A 16,568-nucleotide genomic window follows, 5' to 3' on the forward strand; every position below is an offset into this window, starting at 1 on the left:
TCATGGAGGGGAAAATTGGGCACAATATTTGATGTGGCTTTTTGCGCGATTGCCTTGTATTTTGTGATTTCAGGCTTTAAAATAGGGTTTGTCCGGTCGCTGGTGGGTCTGGTTGGTTCCGTTTTTGCCATTGGTGCCGCGATTGTGCTGTCCAATTACCTGACGGGCGCGGTTTGCATTTATCTTGCAAAGCTGAGCCCTGTGACAATGTTTGGCCGCACAGCGGTTAAAGTAATATCTATAATGGTGCTTTTCGTGATTTTTCAGCTATTGGTTCAAATGACTTCCCGTGCGCTTGACGCCGTCTGCAAATTACCGCTTCTGCATGGGGTCAACTCTTTGCTTGGCGGTGTGTTTGGGCTGGTCAGGGGCGCCGTGGCGGTTGTGGTCATTTGTGCCGTTCTGCAGCTTTCCCTTCCGTTTCTTACCGCAAAGTTCCCGCAGATTCCGAAAGATGGCGTTGCACAGTCCAACATTTACAAGTATGTATACGCACATAATCCGGTATACTTACTGTACCAGGCGGAAATTTAGAACGAGGTAAATATGAATGAAAAACAGGAACAAGAATATTAATATACCAAACGGGCTGTCGGTTTTACGAATTATTTTGATCGTCCCGTTCGTTTATTATTTTATGCGCAATCAGCTGCTTCAGGCGGCGATTGTACTGATTGCTTCCGGCCTTACAGATATGTTTGACGGAATGATCGCGCGCAGGTTCAACCAGTTCACGGAGCTGGGGCAGATGCTCGATCCGCTTTCCGACAAGCTGACGCAGGGCGCGGTTGCGATTTGTCTTGCGATTGAGGAGCCGGTTCTGATTCCGCTTCTGGGAATCTTCGTTTTAAAGGAAGCTGTTATGGTCATTGCTGCCTGCTTTTTGATTAAGAAAAACAAAAGGCCGGGCGGTTCCAAATGGTACGGGAAGGTTGCGACCACCCTGTTTTATATTTCCTTTGCCGTGATCGTGGCGATGAGGGGCATCTGGAAAATTCAAGATCTGACTGTGACCATTATTTTGCTTTCCATTACCGCCGCGTTTATGATTTACGCATTTGTCCAATATTTTAAAATGTACCTTTTCATTCTGCATTCCAACGATCCTAAGGACAGCATGAATCTGGATGAATTGATGGATAAAAAATCAGCCAGAAAATAAATGAGCGAATGAATCTATTTTTTAAAGAGAAGAAGTGATCCATGTTTATGATGTGTTCGAGATGCCATAAAAGGCCGGCGGTTGTGTTTATTTCGCCGACGGTCAATTCAAAGGAAAGCCAGGGACTCTGCCTTGTCTGCGCCAAGGAGCTTGGAATTAAACCCGTCAATGATCTGATGGAGAAAATGGGAATTACCGAGGAACAGATGGAGGCAATGGAGTCGGAACTGAACGAACTGATGGCCGCAAATGCGGATGGCTCTGAAGATGAGGAAAGCGGAGACGACGGTTTTGTTCCGGGTGGCGCCGCGACTTTTCCTTTTCTTCAGAATATTTTTTCCGGCAGCGAAAGCAGTCCGGACAAAGTTCAGAACAGCGAACCGATCAAAAAAGACAGAAGAGAAAAAAAGAAAACAAAAAGGAAGCATCTGGACGCCTATTGCACCAATCTGACGGCAAAGGCACAGGCCGGGGAAATTGACAACATTATCGGCCGCGACAAGGAAATTTCCCGTGTCATTCAGATTTTGAGCCGCCGTACCAAGAACAACCCGTGCCTGATCGGCGAACCGGGCGTAGGAAAAACCGCCGTAGCGGAGGGCCTGGCCCTTCGTATAGCTAAAGGCGCCGTCCCCGCAAGGCTGATGAAGAAGGAAATCCATCTGCTCGATTTGACGGCTCTGGTTGCCGGCACCCAGTTCCGCGGCCAGTTTGAAAGCCGTATCAAGGGCCTTGTGGAAGAGGTAAAGGCCGAAGGGAATATTATCCTGTTTATCGACGAGGTGCACAATCTTGTCGGTACAGGCGACGCGGAAGGCTCCATGAACGCCGCCAATATCCTGAAGCCCGCGCTTTCAAGAGGCGAAATACAGGTAATCGGCGCTACCACGTTTGTGGAATACCGCAAGTACATTGAGAAAGACGCCGCACTGGAAAGACGTTTCCAGCCGGTAACCATAGCGGAACCCTCCGTAGAGGAGACCGTAGACGTATTGATGGGCATTAAATCCTATTATGAGGCGTATCATCGTGTCCGCGTGCCGGAGCAGATTGTGCGCAAGGCCGCGGTTCTTTCCGAACGGTATATTAATGACCGTTTCCTGCCGGATAAGGCGATTGACCTTCTGGACGAGGCCTGCGCCTGTGCCGCTTTGAGAAATATTTCCATGGCGGATTATGATTCGGCGAACTTTGAACTGGAAAAGCTAAAGGAGCGCGAGGAAGAGCTTGCCGCCGACGATGTTCAGCCGGATTATGAAAAGCTGGCTGAAGTTCGCACCGATATTTCCAGACTGGAAGAGAAGACGAGACAGTTAGCCCCCCTTGCTCTGGGAGCAGAGGTGGAGGAAAAAGATATCGCGCGTGTGATTGAGCTTTGGACCGGCATCCCCGCAAGCAGGATTCAGGAAAACGAGCTGAAAAAGCTGTCGGATATCGAGGGCGTTTTAAATTCGAAGGTGATCGGCCAGCAGGAAGCGGTAAAGGCTGTTTCGGCGGCGATCCGCCGCAGCAGGGTACAGATCAGTCCCCGCCGCAGACCCGCGTCCTTCATCTTTGTAGGCCCCACAGGCGTGGGAAAAACAGAGCTGGTCAAGGTGCTGTCAAAGGAACTGTTTGACACGCCGGAAACACTGATACGGCTTGATATGTCCGAATTTATGGAGAAGCATTCCGTTTCCCGTATTATCGGCTCGCCCCCGGGCTACGTCGGCTACGACGAGGCCGGTCAGGTTACGGAAAAGGTCCGCCGCCGCCCGTACTCGGTTCTGCTTTTTGATGAAATTGAAAAAGCACATCCCGATGTGATGAATATCCTTCTGCAGATTTTGGATGAAGGGCATATCACCGACGCACACGGCCGCACTGTTAATTTTGAAAATACCGTTCTGGTCATGACTTCCAACGCGGGCAGCGAAAAGAAGGAAGGTACCCTTGGATTTGCCAAGAATGACGCAGATGTTACCCGTGAAAAAGCAATGAAGGCTCTCTCTGACTTCCTGCGCCCCGAATTTTTAAGCAGGGTAGATGAGGTTATTATTTTCCGTTCGCTCAGTGTAGACGATTTTGAGGCCATTTCCCGCCTGATGCTGAATGAATATGTCGACTCTCTGAAGGAACGCGGGATCCGTCTGGTTTATGACGATAAGGCGACCCATTACCTTGCGCAGCATGCTTTCGGCGGAAAGAGCGGCGCCAGAGACCTCAGGAACCTGATCCGCCGTCAGGTGGAGGATAAAATCGCATCGTTAATTGTGGAGAATTACGGAGACGCCATTACCGGAATTGCTGTAACCGCGGATGAAAAAGATGGAATTATCCTGAATGTTTTAAAATAAATTTTAAAAATTTGGAGGAACGGTCAATAACGTGTTGACATTTGCCACTGAACTATGCTACAATAATAGCCGTCGCTAAAATGCGAGTGTAGTTCAGTGGTAGAACTCCAGCCTTCCAAGCTGGTCGTGTGGGTTCGATTCCCATCACTCGCTCCATGGGCATATGCGCCAATAGCTCAGCTGGATAGAGCAACTGCCTTCTAAGCAGTAGGTCAGGGGTTCGAGTCCCTTTTGGCGCGCCATATATGGTGGATGTAGCTTAGCTGGTTAAAGCGCCAGTTTGTGGCACTGGAGACCGTGGGTTCGAATCCCATCTTCCACCCCATTTAGAAATTGGCGCGGGGCAGAACTGAGTTGTTCCGCGCTTCATATTGGGCTGTAGCCAAGGGGTAAGGCAACGGACTTTGACTCCGTCATTCCGTAGGTTCAAATCCTGCCAGCCCAGCCAATAGGGCCTGTCTGCGGGCGTTGTACGCGGACAGGCAATAGATATTGACATTAGCTTCCAAAGCTGATATAATATACAAGTTGTTTATGAATCATTAGCTCAGTCGGTAGAGCACTTGACTTTTAATCAAGGTGTCCGGGGTTCGAATCCCCGATGGTTCACCAAAATAAAAGAGCACCCGCAGGGGTGCTTTTTATTTTGCCATTGGGGTGAGAACCCCGCGGTGCAGGTAGGGAGAAAAACAAAGCGAAAATTCATTTTGTTTCGGCGGGCCTATCAGAAAGTTTTCTCCATCTTGATGGGGACAGCCGGCGCCGGAGGCGCAAAAAGGCGCGGTGCGCCCGCGGGTGGAGCGTGCCAACACCCGATCTCCGATGGTTCACCAAAATAAAAGAGCACCCGCAGGGGTGCTTTTTATTTTGCCATTGGGGTGAGAATCCCGCGGTGCAAGGTAGGGAGAAAAACAAAGCGAAAATTCATTTTGTTTCGGCGGGCTTATCAGAAAGTTTTCTCCATCTTGATGGGGACAGCCGGCGCCGGAGGCGCAAAAAGGCGCGGTGCGCCCGCGGGAGTAGCGTGCCAACACCCGAATCCCCGATGGTTCACCAAAATAAAAGAGCACCCGCAAGGGTGCTCTTTTATTTTGCCATTGGGGTGAGAATCCCACGGCGCAGTCGGGGAGAAAAAAACAAAGCGAAAATTCATTTTGTTTCGGCGATGTGTCAGAAAGTTTTCCCATCTTGCTGCGGACAGCCGACGCTGGAGGCGTAAAAAAACAGCAAATTTAATCGTCATTTTCTTATATTTTCAAATTGACGGTGACACACTTGTGTAATATTAATAAAACCGAGCTAAATTATTTAGAAACTTTACAACTATACAAATGATCGCCACAACGATATAATGTATACAAAGTTATCGATAATTTACTATATTTTATGATTATTCTTAAAATATACATATTATTGTATACAATAATTAGGAGGAGAGTGTTGCTATGGCTTGGTGGCTGGAAAACAGAATGCGTATGATCCAGAATAATCTGCGCGACATTGATGCGCAAATGGACATCGATTACGAAATTCAAAAACTAAAAGAGTTTGGGGCGAATGTTGTTCAGGTGGGATGCGGGGGAATTACTTCTTTCTTCCCCTCGGAACTGGACTGCCAGTATCGTAACCCATACATGAAGGGCGATTTTTTTGGTGAGTTGATCCAGAAGTGTCACGAAAACGGAATCCGTGTGATTGCCCGTTTTGACTTCAGTAAAACCCATGAAAGCTTTTATTCACTTCATAAGGACGACTGGTATGTAAAATCCATTCAGGGAGAGCCGATCCGCTATCATGACACGATTGCAACCTGCGTAAATGGAAAGTACCAGCAGGCGTGTTCCCATGAAATTTTAAAGGAAGCATTGATAAAGTATCCGATTGACGGCGTTTTCTTTAATATGTTCGGGTACATAAACAGGGATTACAGCGGCAACTATACCGGAATCTGCCAGTGTGATTCCTGCCGCAAAAGATTTAAGGACATGTACGGATACGATTTGCCAATTAAGGAAGACATGAACGACCCCGTATATCGGCTTTATAAAAAATTCCAGATCGAAACCGTTGAAGATATTCTGGATAAAATCCGTACCACAGTGAAAGCGATCAATCCGGACATCGCGGTCAGCACATACAATCACAACGGCGTGGATATTATTCGCAATGAATCAAATTCTGCGGTTGACCGTCCGTACCCGTTCTGGGTTTATCAGAGCTCTCTGGACGTGTCGGAAGTTGAGGGTACATTTGACGACAAGGTTTCCTCAAACTGCTTTATCAATGCTGTGGATCTTCCGTATCGGTTCATGGGTGTGTCCAAGTATCTGGGTCAGATCCGTCTTTATGAAAACATCGCGAGCGGCTCGGGGCTAGACTGGTGCATTATTGGTTCTTTCGAAGATTACCCTGACCGGGAAAATTACGAAAGTGTAAAAGAAGTTTTTCATTTCCATCAAAAATACGAAAAAAAGTATTTTGGAAACTTCACTTCTCAGGCCAGAATTCTTCTTGTCAACGCCAATCCCATTTACCAGGGCTCTATCAGCCGCGAATTCCTTGGCATTTTCAAAATGCTCAAGGAAGAGCACCGTCTGTTCCGCGTTGTTGAGAGATTCGCGCTTGACCGGGTTGCAGATCAATTGGATCAGTATGATGTCGTTATTATTCCGGGAATTCCAAAAACCGGCAGCAAAAAGTTTGACAAGGCCATAGAAAGCACAACAGCACGCGTCATTGCGACTGGGTTGTCCTTTGAACAGCAGCCTGAAATTCTCAGCAGCGTGTTCGGAGTTGAACTGGGCGATGCTCTCGAACCCATCCGCGGTACTTACATGATGACAGAGCCGAAATCAGTGTTTAAGAGCTTTGAAAACAGGGATTGGGTGTACCTTGATAAGGAATTCCGCTGTATGAAGGCAGACGGCGAAAATGAAAAAATCCTGCCGCTTGTCAAAGCTGCCAGATTTGGTCCTCCGGAGCGCTGCTTTGGCCACGAGGCTTGCGATCTGTACTGCGTTTCCATCAAAAACGGCAGAACTGTCTATTTCCCCTGGCAAGTCGGCACGTTATATTTTCAGCATGGTTATGAGGATTTTAAATATCTGTTACTGAATACCATTGACCATGTTGTTCCGAATAACAACCCGTTTGTCACAAACGCGCCCAAAAATGTAGAGGTATTCTTTGATAAATGCGAAGAAAACACCTATATTGTACAGTTTATTAATCTTTCGGGCTTCAACGGAACAACGTTCTTTGAACCGAACCCGATTCATGACTTGGAGATTTCGTTCCCGGGACTTGAACCCACAGAAGTGTTTGAACTTGGGCAGGACGCTCCCCATGTGCTTCCGATACAGAATCGGATCCATATCGACAAACTAACAAACTATCGGGCCTTCATCGTCAAAATCTAAATCATTTCACTGCAAGGATTATATAATCGAGGGGATGAGTCAATTGAATTCGAAACTGATGGAAAAAACTAATATTATGGGACTCCCGTGGCCGGTTTTTCTTTTGTGCACAGTTGTTACGCTGATAGGCGCTTACACGGGTATTTTCCCGAAGAACACCGTCGGGGTTGTTCTGTTTTTGTTTATCGGAGGAACCATTCTCCAGTTTATCGGGGCGAAGATCCCGGTTTTTGGCAACTATCTGGGCGGCTCAGCCTTGCTGCCAATGTTCGGCGGTGCACTTCTTGTGGCTTTTAATTTACTTCCCAGTGGCATGTATGACCAAGTGAAGGGTGTGTATGACTCCGGCCTCCTGGATATACAAATTGCCGCGCTGATCTGCGGAAATATCCTGGGCGTAATCAACAGCAAAACTTTGAAAGCGGCTTCGCTGAAATATCTGCCCATGATTTTTCTGTCTCAGATTGCAACGGTTCTGTTTGTCGTAATGGTCGCTTTTGTGTGCCGGTTCGACATCAACCATTCCCTGTTTTATGTTTCACTTCCGTGTATTGCCGGCGGAACAGCGGGTGCAATTCTGATTCTGCCTCAGATGTTTGCAGGATATCTGGGCGTTGAGACATCCGCGCTCGTTGGGCCCATGGTCGGGGCACTTGTTATTTCGAATATTCTGGCCATTGTTGGCGGAGGCCTGCTGAATGGATTGGGTAAAAAATTCCCGAAACTCAGCGGCAATGGTCAAATCATTCACGATCCTGAAATGGAGAAGAAGATGAGTTCCGCTCCGAAACGTCCGGATTTGAAAGATGTTGCACAGCTTGGTACTGGTCTTATCATAACACTCGCCTTTTATCTTCTGGGCTACATTCTGAACCATTTTGTTCCCGCATTGGCAACGTATGTTTGGATGCTGATCCTCTGTGCGGTTGCTAATCTTACAGGGATCATTCCAGAAGAAATTCGCGATTGCACCGTGTATTTTTTAAACTTTGTCATCAAAAATTTTGCGCATATCTCCTTGTTTATTCTTGGTATTGTCGCCATCGATCTAAAGGCGGCCGCTTCGGTGCTCTCAATCCAGAGCTTTATTATCATTTTTGCTACGGTTTTGGCAATGACATTAGCACCAATGCTGCTAGCGAGACTGTTTAAATTTTATCCGATTGAGGCCGGTATGACGGCGGGACTTTGCTCCTGCAACATTGGCGGCACGGGTGACCTTGCCGTTTTGACCGCAGGTGACCGCCTGTCCCTCATGCCGTTTGCCAGAGTTTCAACCAGCATCGGCGGCGCTATGATGCAGATTGGCGCAGGCCTCCTTGCAGGATTTTTATTGTAATACTCAATCGACTTACCAGACCGAATTTTCAGCAATCGCACCAAAAATAAATAAATCAGGAGTAATAAATGATATTCGGTAATCTTAACACAAGTGATAATCTGACTATTTATCCGGAGGTCTTACAAAGAGCGATCCACTATTTGGGGGACCACGAATTGGCGGAAATGGATGAAGGGGTCTACCCTCTGGATGAATCGATTACCCTCAAAATACAAAATCCAATACTATGTCCCAGAGAAGGGAAATATCCTGAAGTACATCGTGAATACATCGACATCATGATGGTCTTAAAAGGGAAGGAACGACTGTATTTTTTTCCGGACACAAAAGGAAATCAAATACACGAAGTCATTCCAGAACGGGATCTCACATTCTATGAAAGCAGCAAAGAAGTCAATGAAAACACACTGGTTCTTTGCCCGAATGATTACGTCATTTTTTTTCCATGGGATGCGCATATTCCTTTCTGCACAGTTTCTCAGGAAGAAAATATAAAAAAATGTGTTCTCAAAGTTAAAATGTCTGCATTAGGAAAACTATCTGAAAAGGAGTCTTTAAAATGAAGGTTGGGTTTATAGGGCTAGGAATCATGGGCAAGCCAATGGCGAAAAATTTAGTCAAAGCCGGCTACAGCCTGATCGTCAGCAACCTGACGGAAGGTCCCGTGAACGAACTGGTTGCCATGGGTGCGCAAAAAGCCGGTTCCCCCAGCGAAATTGCCCGGCAGTGTGACGTGATTCTGACTATGCTTCCGAATTCACCACAAGTAGAAGAGGTTGCGCTGGGTAAAAATGGTCTGATCGAAAGCATGAAGCTGGGATCGGTCCTGATCGATATGTCTTCCATTAATCCAATGGCTTCAAAAGAAATATCCGCAGAACTTGCGAAGAAGGGCATTCAGATGTTGGATGCGCCGGTGAGCGGGGGAGAGCCCAAGGCGGTCGATGGAACTTTAGCCTTTATGGTTGGCGGTGAGAGAGAGGTTTTCGACCGATTCGAAGAACTTCTTTCGAAGATGGGCTCCTCCGTTGTTTACTGCGGCGGGATCGGCGCAGGAAATGTGACAAAGCTGTCAAACCAAATTATTGTTGCGGTCAATATCGCAGCTGTTTCGGAGGCTTTCATGCTCGCAAAAAGGACGGGGGTTTCTCCGGAAACAGTTTTTAACGCGATAAAAGGTGGACTCGCGGGCAGCACTGTCATGAACGCAAAAGCTCCCATGATGATTAGCGGGAATTTTGATCCGGGGTTTCGGATCGATCTGCACATTAAAGATCTGAACAACGCGCTGGCAACAGGTCATAGCGTCGGTTCTCCTCTTTTGCTGACCGCAGAAGTCATGGAAATGCTTCAGACCCTCCATGCGGACGGCCACGGTTCCGAGGATCATAGTGCCATTGTCAGGTATTATGAAAAAATTGCAGGCGAGACGATCCGGTAAAAGCAACTCCGAAAATATATTTCCGGACGGAACTCATGATGTTCCGAAGGTGAACAGCATTCTGTGCCGTCAGGCGTAAAGTCTGGCGGCACTTTGGTAAGTTGCAAGAAGGAAACCGCCCGAAATCCATACCGGAAGACAAATTCGCATTTTTAATCAACACGTTATTGAACAAGCCAGATTAAAAAAGTAAAAAAGGAGCGTATGATTGCACTGCAGACAGCGATGTGCATTGATAGGACTGTTTATGAAAAAGATTTTATTGATTCCGGACTCCTATAAAGGAACGATGTCCTCCAGAGAAATCTGCGCCATCATGGAAAAATCTATTCACTCGTTCTTTCCGGATACGGAAGTCGTCAGTATACCGGTTGCCGATGGCGGCGAAGGCAGTGTGGATTCTTTTCTGTCCGCCGTAGGGGGGGATAAAGTTGAACTGACCGTGAAGGGGCCTTATTTTGAGGACATACGCAGCTTTTATGGCCGGATACATGACAGTATTGCCGTAGTGGAAATGGCGGCGGCAGCCGGCCTGCCGTTGGTCGAAGATCATAAGCATGCCGAACAGACCACGACCTACGGGGTAGGCCAGCTAATCGAACATGCTGCCAGGGCAGGCTGCAAAAAAATCATTGTGGGCCTCGGCGGCAGCGCCACAAACGACGGAGGAGCCGGTGCCGCAGCCGCTTTGGGTATCTGCTTTAAAAATGCGGAAGGCAAATCCTTTATTCCCGTCGGCGGTACCCTGGACCAAATTGTTTCCATCGACGCGAGCGGAATTAGCCCTTATCTGGCTGGAGTAGAGGTTGTTACCATGTGTGATATTGACAATCTCCTGTGCGGGCCTCAGGGTGCATCCGCCGTATTTGGTCCCCAGAAAGGCGCCGACGAAGACATGGTTAAGCTTCTGGATGCAAATCTGGCGCATCTGGCTGAAATAGTGAAAAGGGATCTTGGGAAAGATGTTGCGAACCTTAAAGGTGCCGGTGCCGCAGGAGGAATGGGCGCCGGTATGGTGGCATTTTTCGGCAGCAAGCTGCAGATGGGAATTGAGACAGTACTGGATACTGTCGGATTTGATTCCCTCCTCAAAGGGGCCGATTTGGTCTTCAGCGGCGAGGGCAAAATCGATTTTCAGTCGCTTTGCGGCAAAGTGATAATCGGTGTTGCACACCGGGCCAAAAAGAAAAACGTTCCATTAATCGCTGTTGTCGGAGATATCGGCAACCAAATAGAAGAGGTTTACAAGGAAGGCGTTAACGCTGTTTTCAGCATCAACCGTGTGGCGGTTCCGTTTACGGAAGCTCGGTTACGCAGTAAAAGCGACCTGAGGCTTACTATGGACAGCATTATGAGGCTTCTGACCCTGAAGAATCGATCCGACTGCAATCTTCTGAAATAATCTTATGGAATACAGAAATCCCCGGTGCAGAATCAAAAATTCCGCACCGGGGGATTGTGTTTTTTCTCATATTTCATTGTTGGTCCGATTGATGTGTAAGCTGATTGTATGCAATTGCTTTCTTTACCAGTGATTCCGTACTTTTATAAAAGTGAATCTCCATGTATTTTTTGGCGAGCTCGCTGTCTCTGGATTCCATGGAACTTATAATATCCGCATGTTCTTTGCAGGTTTGAGCAATCCTTTCCTTTTTAAACGGAATAAACTGTAGAACCATCGATGTCTTGCGATATACTCCGGCAAGACATTCAATCAAAATCTGATTCTGGCTAGCCTGCGCGATCAGGGTGTGAAACTGTAGATCCAAATCACATGATTTCTGAGGATTTATCTCATCAAAATTGCTCATGGTTTTATTGATTTTTTTCAATTCATCAAGCTGTTCCTGCGTAATATGAGGTGTAGAGTCAAACACAGAGATTTGTTCCAGAACGCTGCGAATTTCATACAGATGCTCCACATCGTCCACTCCAAGGGTTGCCACCATCACCCCGTAATTGGGATTGTGCGTTACAAATCCTTCGGACTGTAAAATACGGAATGCCTCACGAACGGGAGTTCGGCTGACTTTCAGCCATTTGCACAGATCCGCTTCCCTTAGCTTGTCTCCCGGCCTTAACCGCCCGCTGATGATGCTTTCTCGGATTTTTTGCGCCGCAACCTCTGATGTGGATTCCTGAACCGTTTTCGTCGTGTCGTTTTCGGGCATCAGCTGATTCACCCCTTTGACTTTGTATACAATATTCTACCACTTTCCATTTGCAGATTCAATAAAATCTTCGTTGAAAATGGATTGCAATTTGTCTGATAGCGGGTTAAGCTTTTCAAACTTTGCCCCGCAGGGTGCCTGTGTTATTGCTTTTTGGAATAAAACTGATATAATAGAAGGTGATTCCTACCAAAATTATTTATCTGAAGGGGATACAGTATGAGTATAAATGGAATAGCAACACGATATCAAAATCATGCAACATATAGCACTCCTGGCGCAAAGAACAGCAGTAATACAAGCACGTTTGACTTTCAAAAAGAAATTACGAAATGGGAAAGCCGAATCAAGGAAACTCTCGATAAAGAGAAGGAAAACGACAGAAATGGCAGTATTCAAATGTCGGAAGAAAAATGGCGTACTATAATCAAAAAAGTGGATAGCGCAATTGATACTTATCAAGACAATATAAAAGAGCAGAAACAAGAAGACAAAAAACAGCTGGAAGAGAAAATTGGGGCGCAAAAAGATATTACGGATCATATCATTCAGAGCCGAGTCGTGAATTGACGGAAAGATGATGAGCATCTCAGTTAAAATATCAACTTTGATAAATTTCTATCGGAAGATCGTCTGGATCTCGAAAAAATGTATATTTTTTGTTTGTGAATTCATCAATCCGTATGGGTTCGACCTCCACGCCTTGCGCAAGCAGAAACGAGCAAACTTTGTCGATGCTTTCTACCTCAAACGCAATATGCCGTAAACCGGCAGCTTCCGGACAACTCAAACGTTTAGGCGGGGACGGAAATGAAAATAATTCTATGTTGCAGCAATCGTTGATTTTCAGATCGAGTTTGTAAGAATCCCGTTCACGGCGATAAACCTCGCGGATAACAGGCAGGCCTAAAAGCTCCACATAAAAATTTTTTGACTTCTCATAATCTGAGCAAATAATTGCAATATGATGAAGTTTATTAAAAATTGATGGCATATAACCCTCTTCTTAGTTCTATAAATAATTAGATTATGATGTTTTTCAGAGACACATTTTGCTAATTTTATACTTTTGATTATCATTATAATATAAGGGCTGCTTATATTCAACATTCAGAACATAAGCGGCCCTTTGTACTTGATGTCAACAACACACCCCCGATGGAATTTACCATTGGGGGTGTGCTTATAAAGAGAAACTCGCTTTTACATTTTTTACGCTATTGTTGCGACTGCAACAGGGTTCTTCTCGGAGTTAATATAGAGTCCCGAAGATCCTCCCGCTTTGCCGATCGGAATAATTCTGAAGAAATAGTCATTGCCGGAAGATCTAACGAATTCCACTCTAAAGATTCCTGCTGTACCGGGTACAATAGTCGGGCGCGAACCCGCAGTCAGTTTTATCACATAGGAAGCTCCGGATTTTATTTTGAACGGGTGGGTCGTATCGCTCTTTACTGTCGACACCGGCGCTTCAACCGTTGCGGCAAAGAGTTTAACACCGTCTAAATAAATACCGGCCTGCGTACCGGGCTGACCAATTGGAATCAGTTTAATAAAATAAATCTTACCGTCTGTTGTTGTCATCTGTACCTCAAAAACGCCCGCAGTACCCGCAACAATCCTTGGCGGCTGGCCATTTTCGCTGGTAATCTTAACAGTATAGCTGCCCTTAACGCGAACATCGGTTGTCGTATCGGTGATGAAGGTACCCGTGCTTGTTGTTATCACAGATCCGATTATTGTTGGGCCTGTGGGGGGTGTGGAACTGGTTCCGGAAGTTTTGGTTCCGCCTGAATGGTGTCCGGAGTTATTGCTGCCGGTTACAGATGATTTTTGAGTTTCAACATAATTGGGAAGTTCGAACTGGGATGAATATGATTTTGGCTTCAAATTATATTTTTTTGCAAATTGCGACGATTGCATAACAATGTTCAGAATATTGGCAACACTCTTTTGCAAATCGCCTTTTGTAATGTATGGCTGTTTGTATTCGCCGGCATAAGTAGTGTGGCCGTCAACAACTGTTGTCACATACTTATCCGCAGTATATTTTTCGCTCGACTTATGGCCTTCGTTGAGTATCGGGACAAAGCTGTTCCAATTCTCGACTTCCTGTTCACCGAACCAGGGGCTTGTAGTTTTGGTTAATTTTATGGTGCCGTCTTCATTAAACAACGGTTCGACAATACTGGCCGCCTGAATAATTTTGGTTTGTGATCCGCCGGGCTGAATCATGTCGTTGCCGGCATGCATGGATTCCCCAGCATCAGCCTGGCAGCCCCAGTCAGTCATAATCAGGCCTTTAAATCCCCACTCACCGCGTGGAATATCTGTACAGGTTTCATAGTTTGCTGCTACGTACTTGCCATTTAACTGATTGTAGGAAGTCATAATCGCCATCGGTTGTGCTGTTTTTACTGCGATTTCAAACCCTTTCAGGTAGATTTCGCGCAGCGTTCTTTCAGATACGATATTATTTTCGCTGCTGCGGTTATTCTCCTGATTATTTGTAAAGAAATGCTTGATGGTAACTCCGATACCCGGATGGGACTGAACACCGAGTGTTTCTGCGGAAGCACACAGCCCGGTAACCAGCGGATCTTCCGAGAAATATTCAAAGTTACGCCCGCAAAGCGGGTTTCTGTGAATATTCATACCCGGTGCAAGCCACAGAGTAACCCCATATTCGGACATTTCGGTACCGATTGCCTTTCCGACCTGCTGAACCAGGTCGCGGTCCCATGTCATTGCGAGTAAGGTGCCGATTGGCCATGCGGTGCAATATTGGTAATAGGTTTTTTCCTTGTTATCGTCATTGGCATCTTGACCTGTAAATTTTTGAGTAAGTCTTAGGCCAGCCGGGCCGTCGGAAAGAATCATGTTGCTAATGCCGGAATCCCAATAGAGCTTAGTCGTTTCTCCGGCTGCGCCGGGAACAGAGTCAGACGAGGATCCAATCACAGGAGTGCCGGATTGTCCCCATCCTATTCCGTTTACAATATTCGCCATTTGCTCAAGGCTCATCTGAGCAACGAATTCCTGCATCGTGATGTCTTTGTCATAGACATCTTTCAAAGTTAAACCGTCCTGTTTTTCCACAGTTTCTGTAACTTCATAATCAATACCGGAATCTTTTGCTTGGCCATCAACATCTCCGGAATCCTTATCTCCGGAATCCTTGACTTCGTTTTCTAAAAGATACGTTGTGACTGTTTCATCAGAGTAGGGCGATGCATGATCTTCTGTTTCAAAGTCTTCCGCACTTAGCGCAATGACCTTTGCCGTCTTGATTTCTGCCGCTTCGGACGGATAAGAATATGGCGTTTTATCCTGAGAAGAGATTTCCTCCAGCTCTTCCTCCGGTGTCAGCTGATTGCTAAGCTGTTCCGTGGTGACATCGTTGTCCAGACGTACGATTGCCCCCACATGGGTGTTTCTGGATGAATTGCCTGCACGAATGATATAGTCGCCTTTTTCCATAACATAAGAAGCGGAATCGGTGTCATAGGAAGACATCTCCGTCGTAAGATAGGAAATCGTCAGGGTTTGCTTCTGGCCCGGCGCCAGCAGATCGGTTTTTGCGTAGCCGGCAAGCTCCTGATACGGTTTTTCCAGAGTGCCCTCAGGCGCGGAAAAATAAACCTGAACCACTTCTTTTCCCGAATAGGTACTTCCGGTGTTTGTTACGGTCGCTTTTACCGTAACATTCTTTTTTGTCGCGGTAACGGAATCGATTTTCGTATTGAATGTGGTGTAGGATTTACCGTAGCCGAATTCATATTGGGGGGTGATATTAAAGGTGTCGAAATAACGGTAACCAACATAAATACCGTCCGTATATTCCTCTGATTTAGTGTTGCCGTCATTTGAGCTGAATGTTTCCGAAGATGAATAATCGGAATACTCCTTCGCCCATGTGTCCGTCAATTTTCCTGACGGCGTAACTTTACCGGAAACAACGTCGGCAACCGCGTTGCCCGCTTCCATCCCGGGCTGAGAAACCAAAAGCAAAGCATCCAGGCCGGGTATTTCATCGAAGAATTTTGTGTCGATTACACCGCCAACATTTAACAGTACAGCGACATTCTTAAAGTTGGCACCTAATTTCGTCAAATTTTCGGTTTCATTCTCCGTCAGCAGGTAGTCGCCTTCCTCATTTTTACGGTCGGAGCCTTCTCCGGAGTTTCTTGCAATCACATAGACTGCCGTATCCGTGGATTTGGAAGACGCAATCTGATCGTCGGTAATTTCAGTGTCCGGCAGAGAAAAAGCACTAAACATACCGCCTGACCAGTTGGCTTTTCCTTCTTCGTAGGCGGCATCATAGGCATTCAGCCATGCGGTGGAAGTAATTTCATAACCGGCTTTTTTAAATCCCTCATCGATTGAAATAACATACCGTTGATTAACATCTCCGGAGCCGGTTCCGCCTTTAACGGTGTGGCGGGCTCCACTGCCGAACAAAGCTATTTTCTTGTTTTTTGCAGTGATTGGTAAAACGTTGTCTTTATTTTCCAGAAGAACCATTCCTTGTGCGGCTGCCTGTCTGGACAACTGTGAATTTGTTGTTTCCCGATCCGATACTTCACTGGACGTACTTGCCGCAGATGCGCTGGTGCATATACCAACAACCAGCGTCAACACAAGCAAAAGCGCACACGCAGATTTTGAAATCCTTTTCATACACTCTACCTCTT

Annotated in this window: 13 protein-coding genes and 5 tRNA genes; 14 read left to right on the forward strand and 4 right to left on the reverse strand. The window is 46.4% G+C overall.

What is annotated here, in order from left to right:
• The first annotated feature begins 15 nt into the window (after window positions 1-15).
• The 8 genes from J5W02_RS00755 (at window position 16) to J5W02_RS00790 (ending at window position 4,110) form a co-directional block, all read left to right on the forward strand.
• Entirely contained in the window at window positions 16-534 is a 519-nt protein-coding gene (locus J5W02_RS00755) for a CvpA family protein (protein ID WP_219938541.1), read from the forward strand.
• Between the two features lie 16 nt (window positions 535-550).
• Window positions 551-1,162, forward strand: a complete 612-nt coding sequence (locus J5W02_RS00760) for a CDP-alcohol phosphatidyltransferase family protein (protein ID WP_219938542.1) — start codon at window positions 551-553, stop codon at window positions 1,160-1,162.
• Window positions 1,163-1,209: 47 nt separating this feature from the next.
• Complete coding sequence (locus J5W02_RS00765) at window positions 1,210-3,498, forward strand: ATP-dependent Clp protease ATP-binding subunit (protein ID WP_219938543.1); 2,289 nt, start codon at window positions 1,210-1,212, stop codon at window positions 3,496-3,498.
• An 82-nt stretch (window positions 3,499-3,580) separates the two neighbouring features.
• Window positions 3,581-3,654, forward strand: a tRNA-Gly gene (locus J5W02_RS00770).
• A 9-nt stretch (window positions 3,655-3,663) separates the two neighbouring features.
• Window positions 3,664-3,740, forward strand: a tRNA-Arg gene (locus J5W02_RS00775).
• A gap of 6 nt (window positions 3,741-3,746) precedes the next feature.
• A tRNA-His gene (locus J5W02_RS00780) sits at window positions 3,747-3,823 on the forward strand.
• Window positions 3,824-3,870: 47 nt separating this feature from the next.
• Window positions 3,871-3,946, forward strand: a tRNA-Gln gene (locus J5W02_RS00785).
• Window positions 3,947-4,034: 88 nt separating this feature from the next.
• A tRNA-Lys gene (locus J5W02_RS00790) sits at window positions 4,035-4,110 on the forward strand.
• A 215-nt stretch (window positions 4,111-4,325) separates the two neighbouring features.
• On the opposite strand, the gene J5W02_RS00795 is transcribed toward J5W02_RS00790, so the two are convergent.
• Complete coding sequence (locus tag J5W02_RS00795) at window positions 4,326-4,685, reverse strand: hypothetical protein (protein WP_219938544.1); 360 nt, start codon at window positions 4,683-4,685, stop codon at window positions 4,326-4,328.
• A 258-nt stretch (window positions 4,686-4,943) separates the two neighbouring features.
• Between J5W02_RS00795 and J5W02_RS00800 the strand changes: the two genes are divergently transcribed.
• From J5W02_RS00800 to J5W02_RS00820, 5 genes are all read left to right on the forward strand, one after another.
• On the forward strand, window positions 4,944-6,917 hold the full coding sequence (locus J5W02_RS00800) for an alpha-amylase family protein (RefSeq protein WP_219938545.1): 1,974 nt from the start codon (window positions 4,944-4,946) through the stop codon (window positions 6,915-6,917).
• Between the two features lie 58 nt (window positions 6,918-6,975).
• Complete coding sequence (locus J5W02_RS00805) at window positions 6,976-8,256, forward strand: 2-hydroxycarboxylate transporter family protein (protein WP_219938546.1); 1,281 nt, start codon at window positions 6,976-6,978, stop codon at window positions 8,254-8,256.
• A gap of 68 nt (window positions 8,257-8,324) precedes the next feature.
• Window positions 8,325-8,822, forward strand: coding sequence for a YhcH/YjgK/YiaL family protein (locus J5W02_RS00810; protein WP_219938547.1), 498 nt, complete (start codon window positions 8,325-8,327; stop codon window positions 8,820-8,822).
• On the forward strand, window positions 8,819-9,700 hold the full coding sequence (gene garR, locus J5W02_RS00815; RefSeq protein WP_219938548.1) for a 2-hydroxy-3-oxopropionate reductase: 882 nt from the start codon (window positions 8,819-8,821) through the stop codon (window positions 9,698-9,700). The genes J5W02_RS00810 and garR overlap by 4 nt, the downstream gene beginning before the upstream one ends.
• A gap of 247 nt (window positions 9,701-9,947) precedes the next feature.
• Window positions 9,948-11,102 carry a glycerate kinase family protein gene (locus J5W02_RS00820; protein ID WP_219938549.1) on the forward strand — a complete coding sequence of 385 codons (1,155 nt, stop codon included), beginning with the start codon at window positions 9,948-9,950 and terminating at the stop codon, window positions 11,100-11,102.
• A gap of 73 nt (window positions 11,103-11,175) precedes the next feature.
• Here J5W02_RS00820 and J5W02_RS00825 read toward each other — a convergent pair whose 3' ends face one another.
• Window positions 11,176-11,883: a GntR family transcriptional regulator gene (locus J5W02_RS00825; RefSeq protein ID WP_219938550.1), complete on the reverse strand. Its 708-nt coding sequence runs from the start codon at window positions 11,881-11,883 to the stop codon at window positions 11,176-11,178.
• A gap of 207 nt (window positions 11,884-12,090) precedes the next feature.
• On the opposite strand from J5W02_RS00825, the gene J5W02_RS00830 reads away from it, so the two are divergent.
• Entirely contained in the window at window positions 12,091-12,441 is a 351-nt protein-coding gene (locus J5W02_RS00830; RefSeq protein WP_219938551.1) for a hypothetical protein, read from the forward strand.
• A 31-nt stretch (window positions 12,442-12,472) separates the two neighbouring features.
• Here the strand turns inward: J5W02_RS00830 and gloA2 are convergent, their stop codons facing one another.
• Together gloA2 and J5W02_RS00840 are read right to left on the reverse strand one after the other, a co-directional pair.
• Entirely contained in the window at window positions 12,473-12,865 is a 393-nt protein-coding gene (gene gloA2 / locus J5W02_RS00835; protein WP_219938552.1) for an SMU1112c/YaeR family gloxylase I-like metalloprotein, read from the reverse strand.
• A 218-nt stretch (window positions 12,866-13,083) separates the two neighbouring features.
• Entirely contained in the window at window positions 13,084-16,554 is a 3,471-nt protein-coding gene (locus J5W02_RS00840) for a glycoside hydrolase family 3 protein (protein WP_219938553.1), read from the reverse strand.
• Window positions 16,555-16,568: the final 14 nt, after the last annotated feature.

Origin of the sequence: Caproiciproducens faecalis (genome assembly GCF_019448085.1) — a bacterium.
GTDB lineage: Bacteria > Bacillota > Clostridia > Oscillospirales > Acutalibacteraceae > Caproiciproducens > Caproiciproducens faecalis.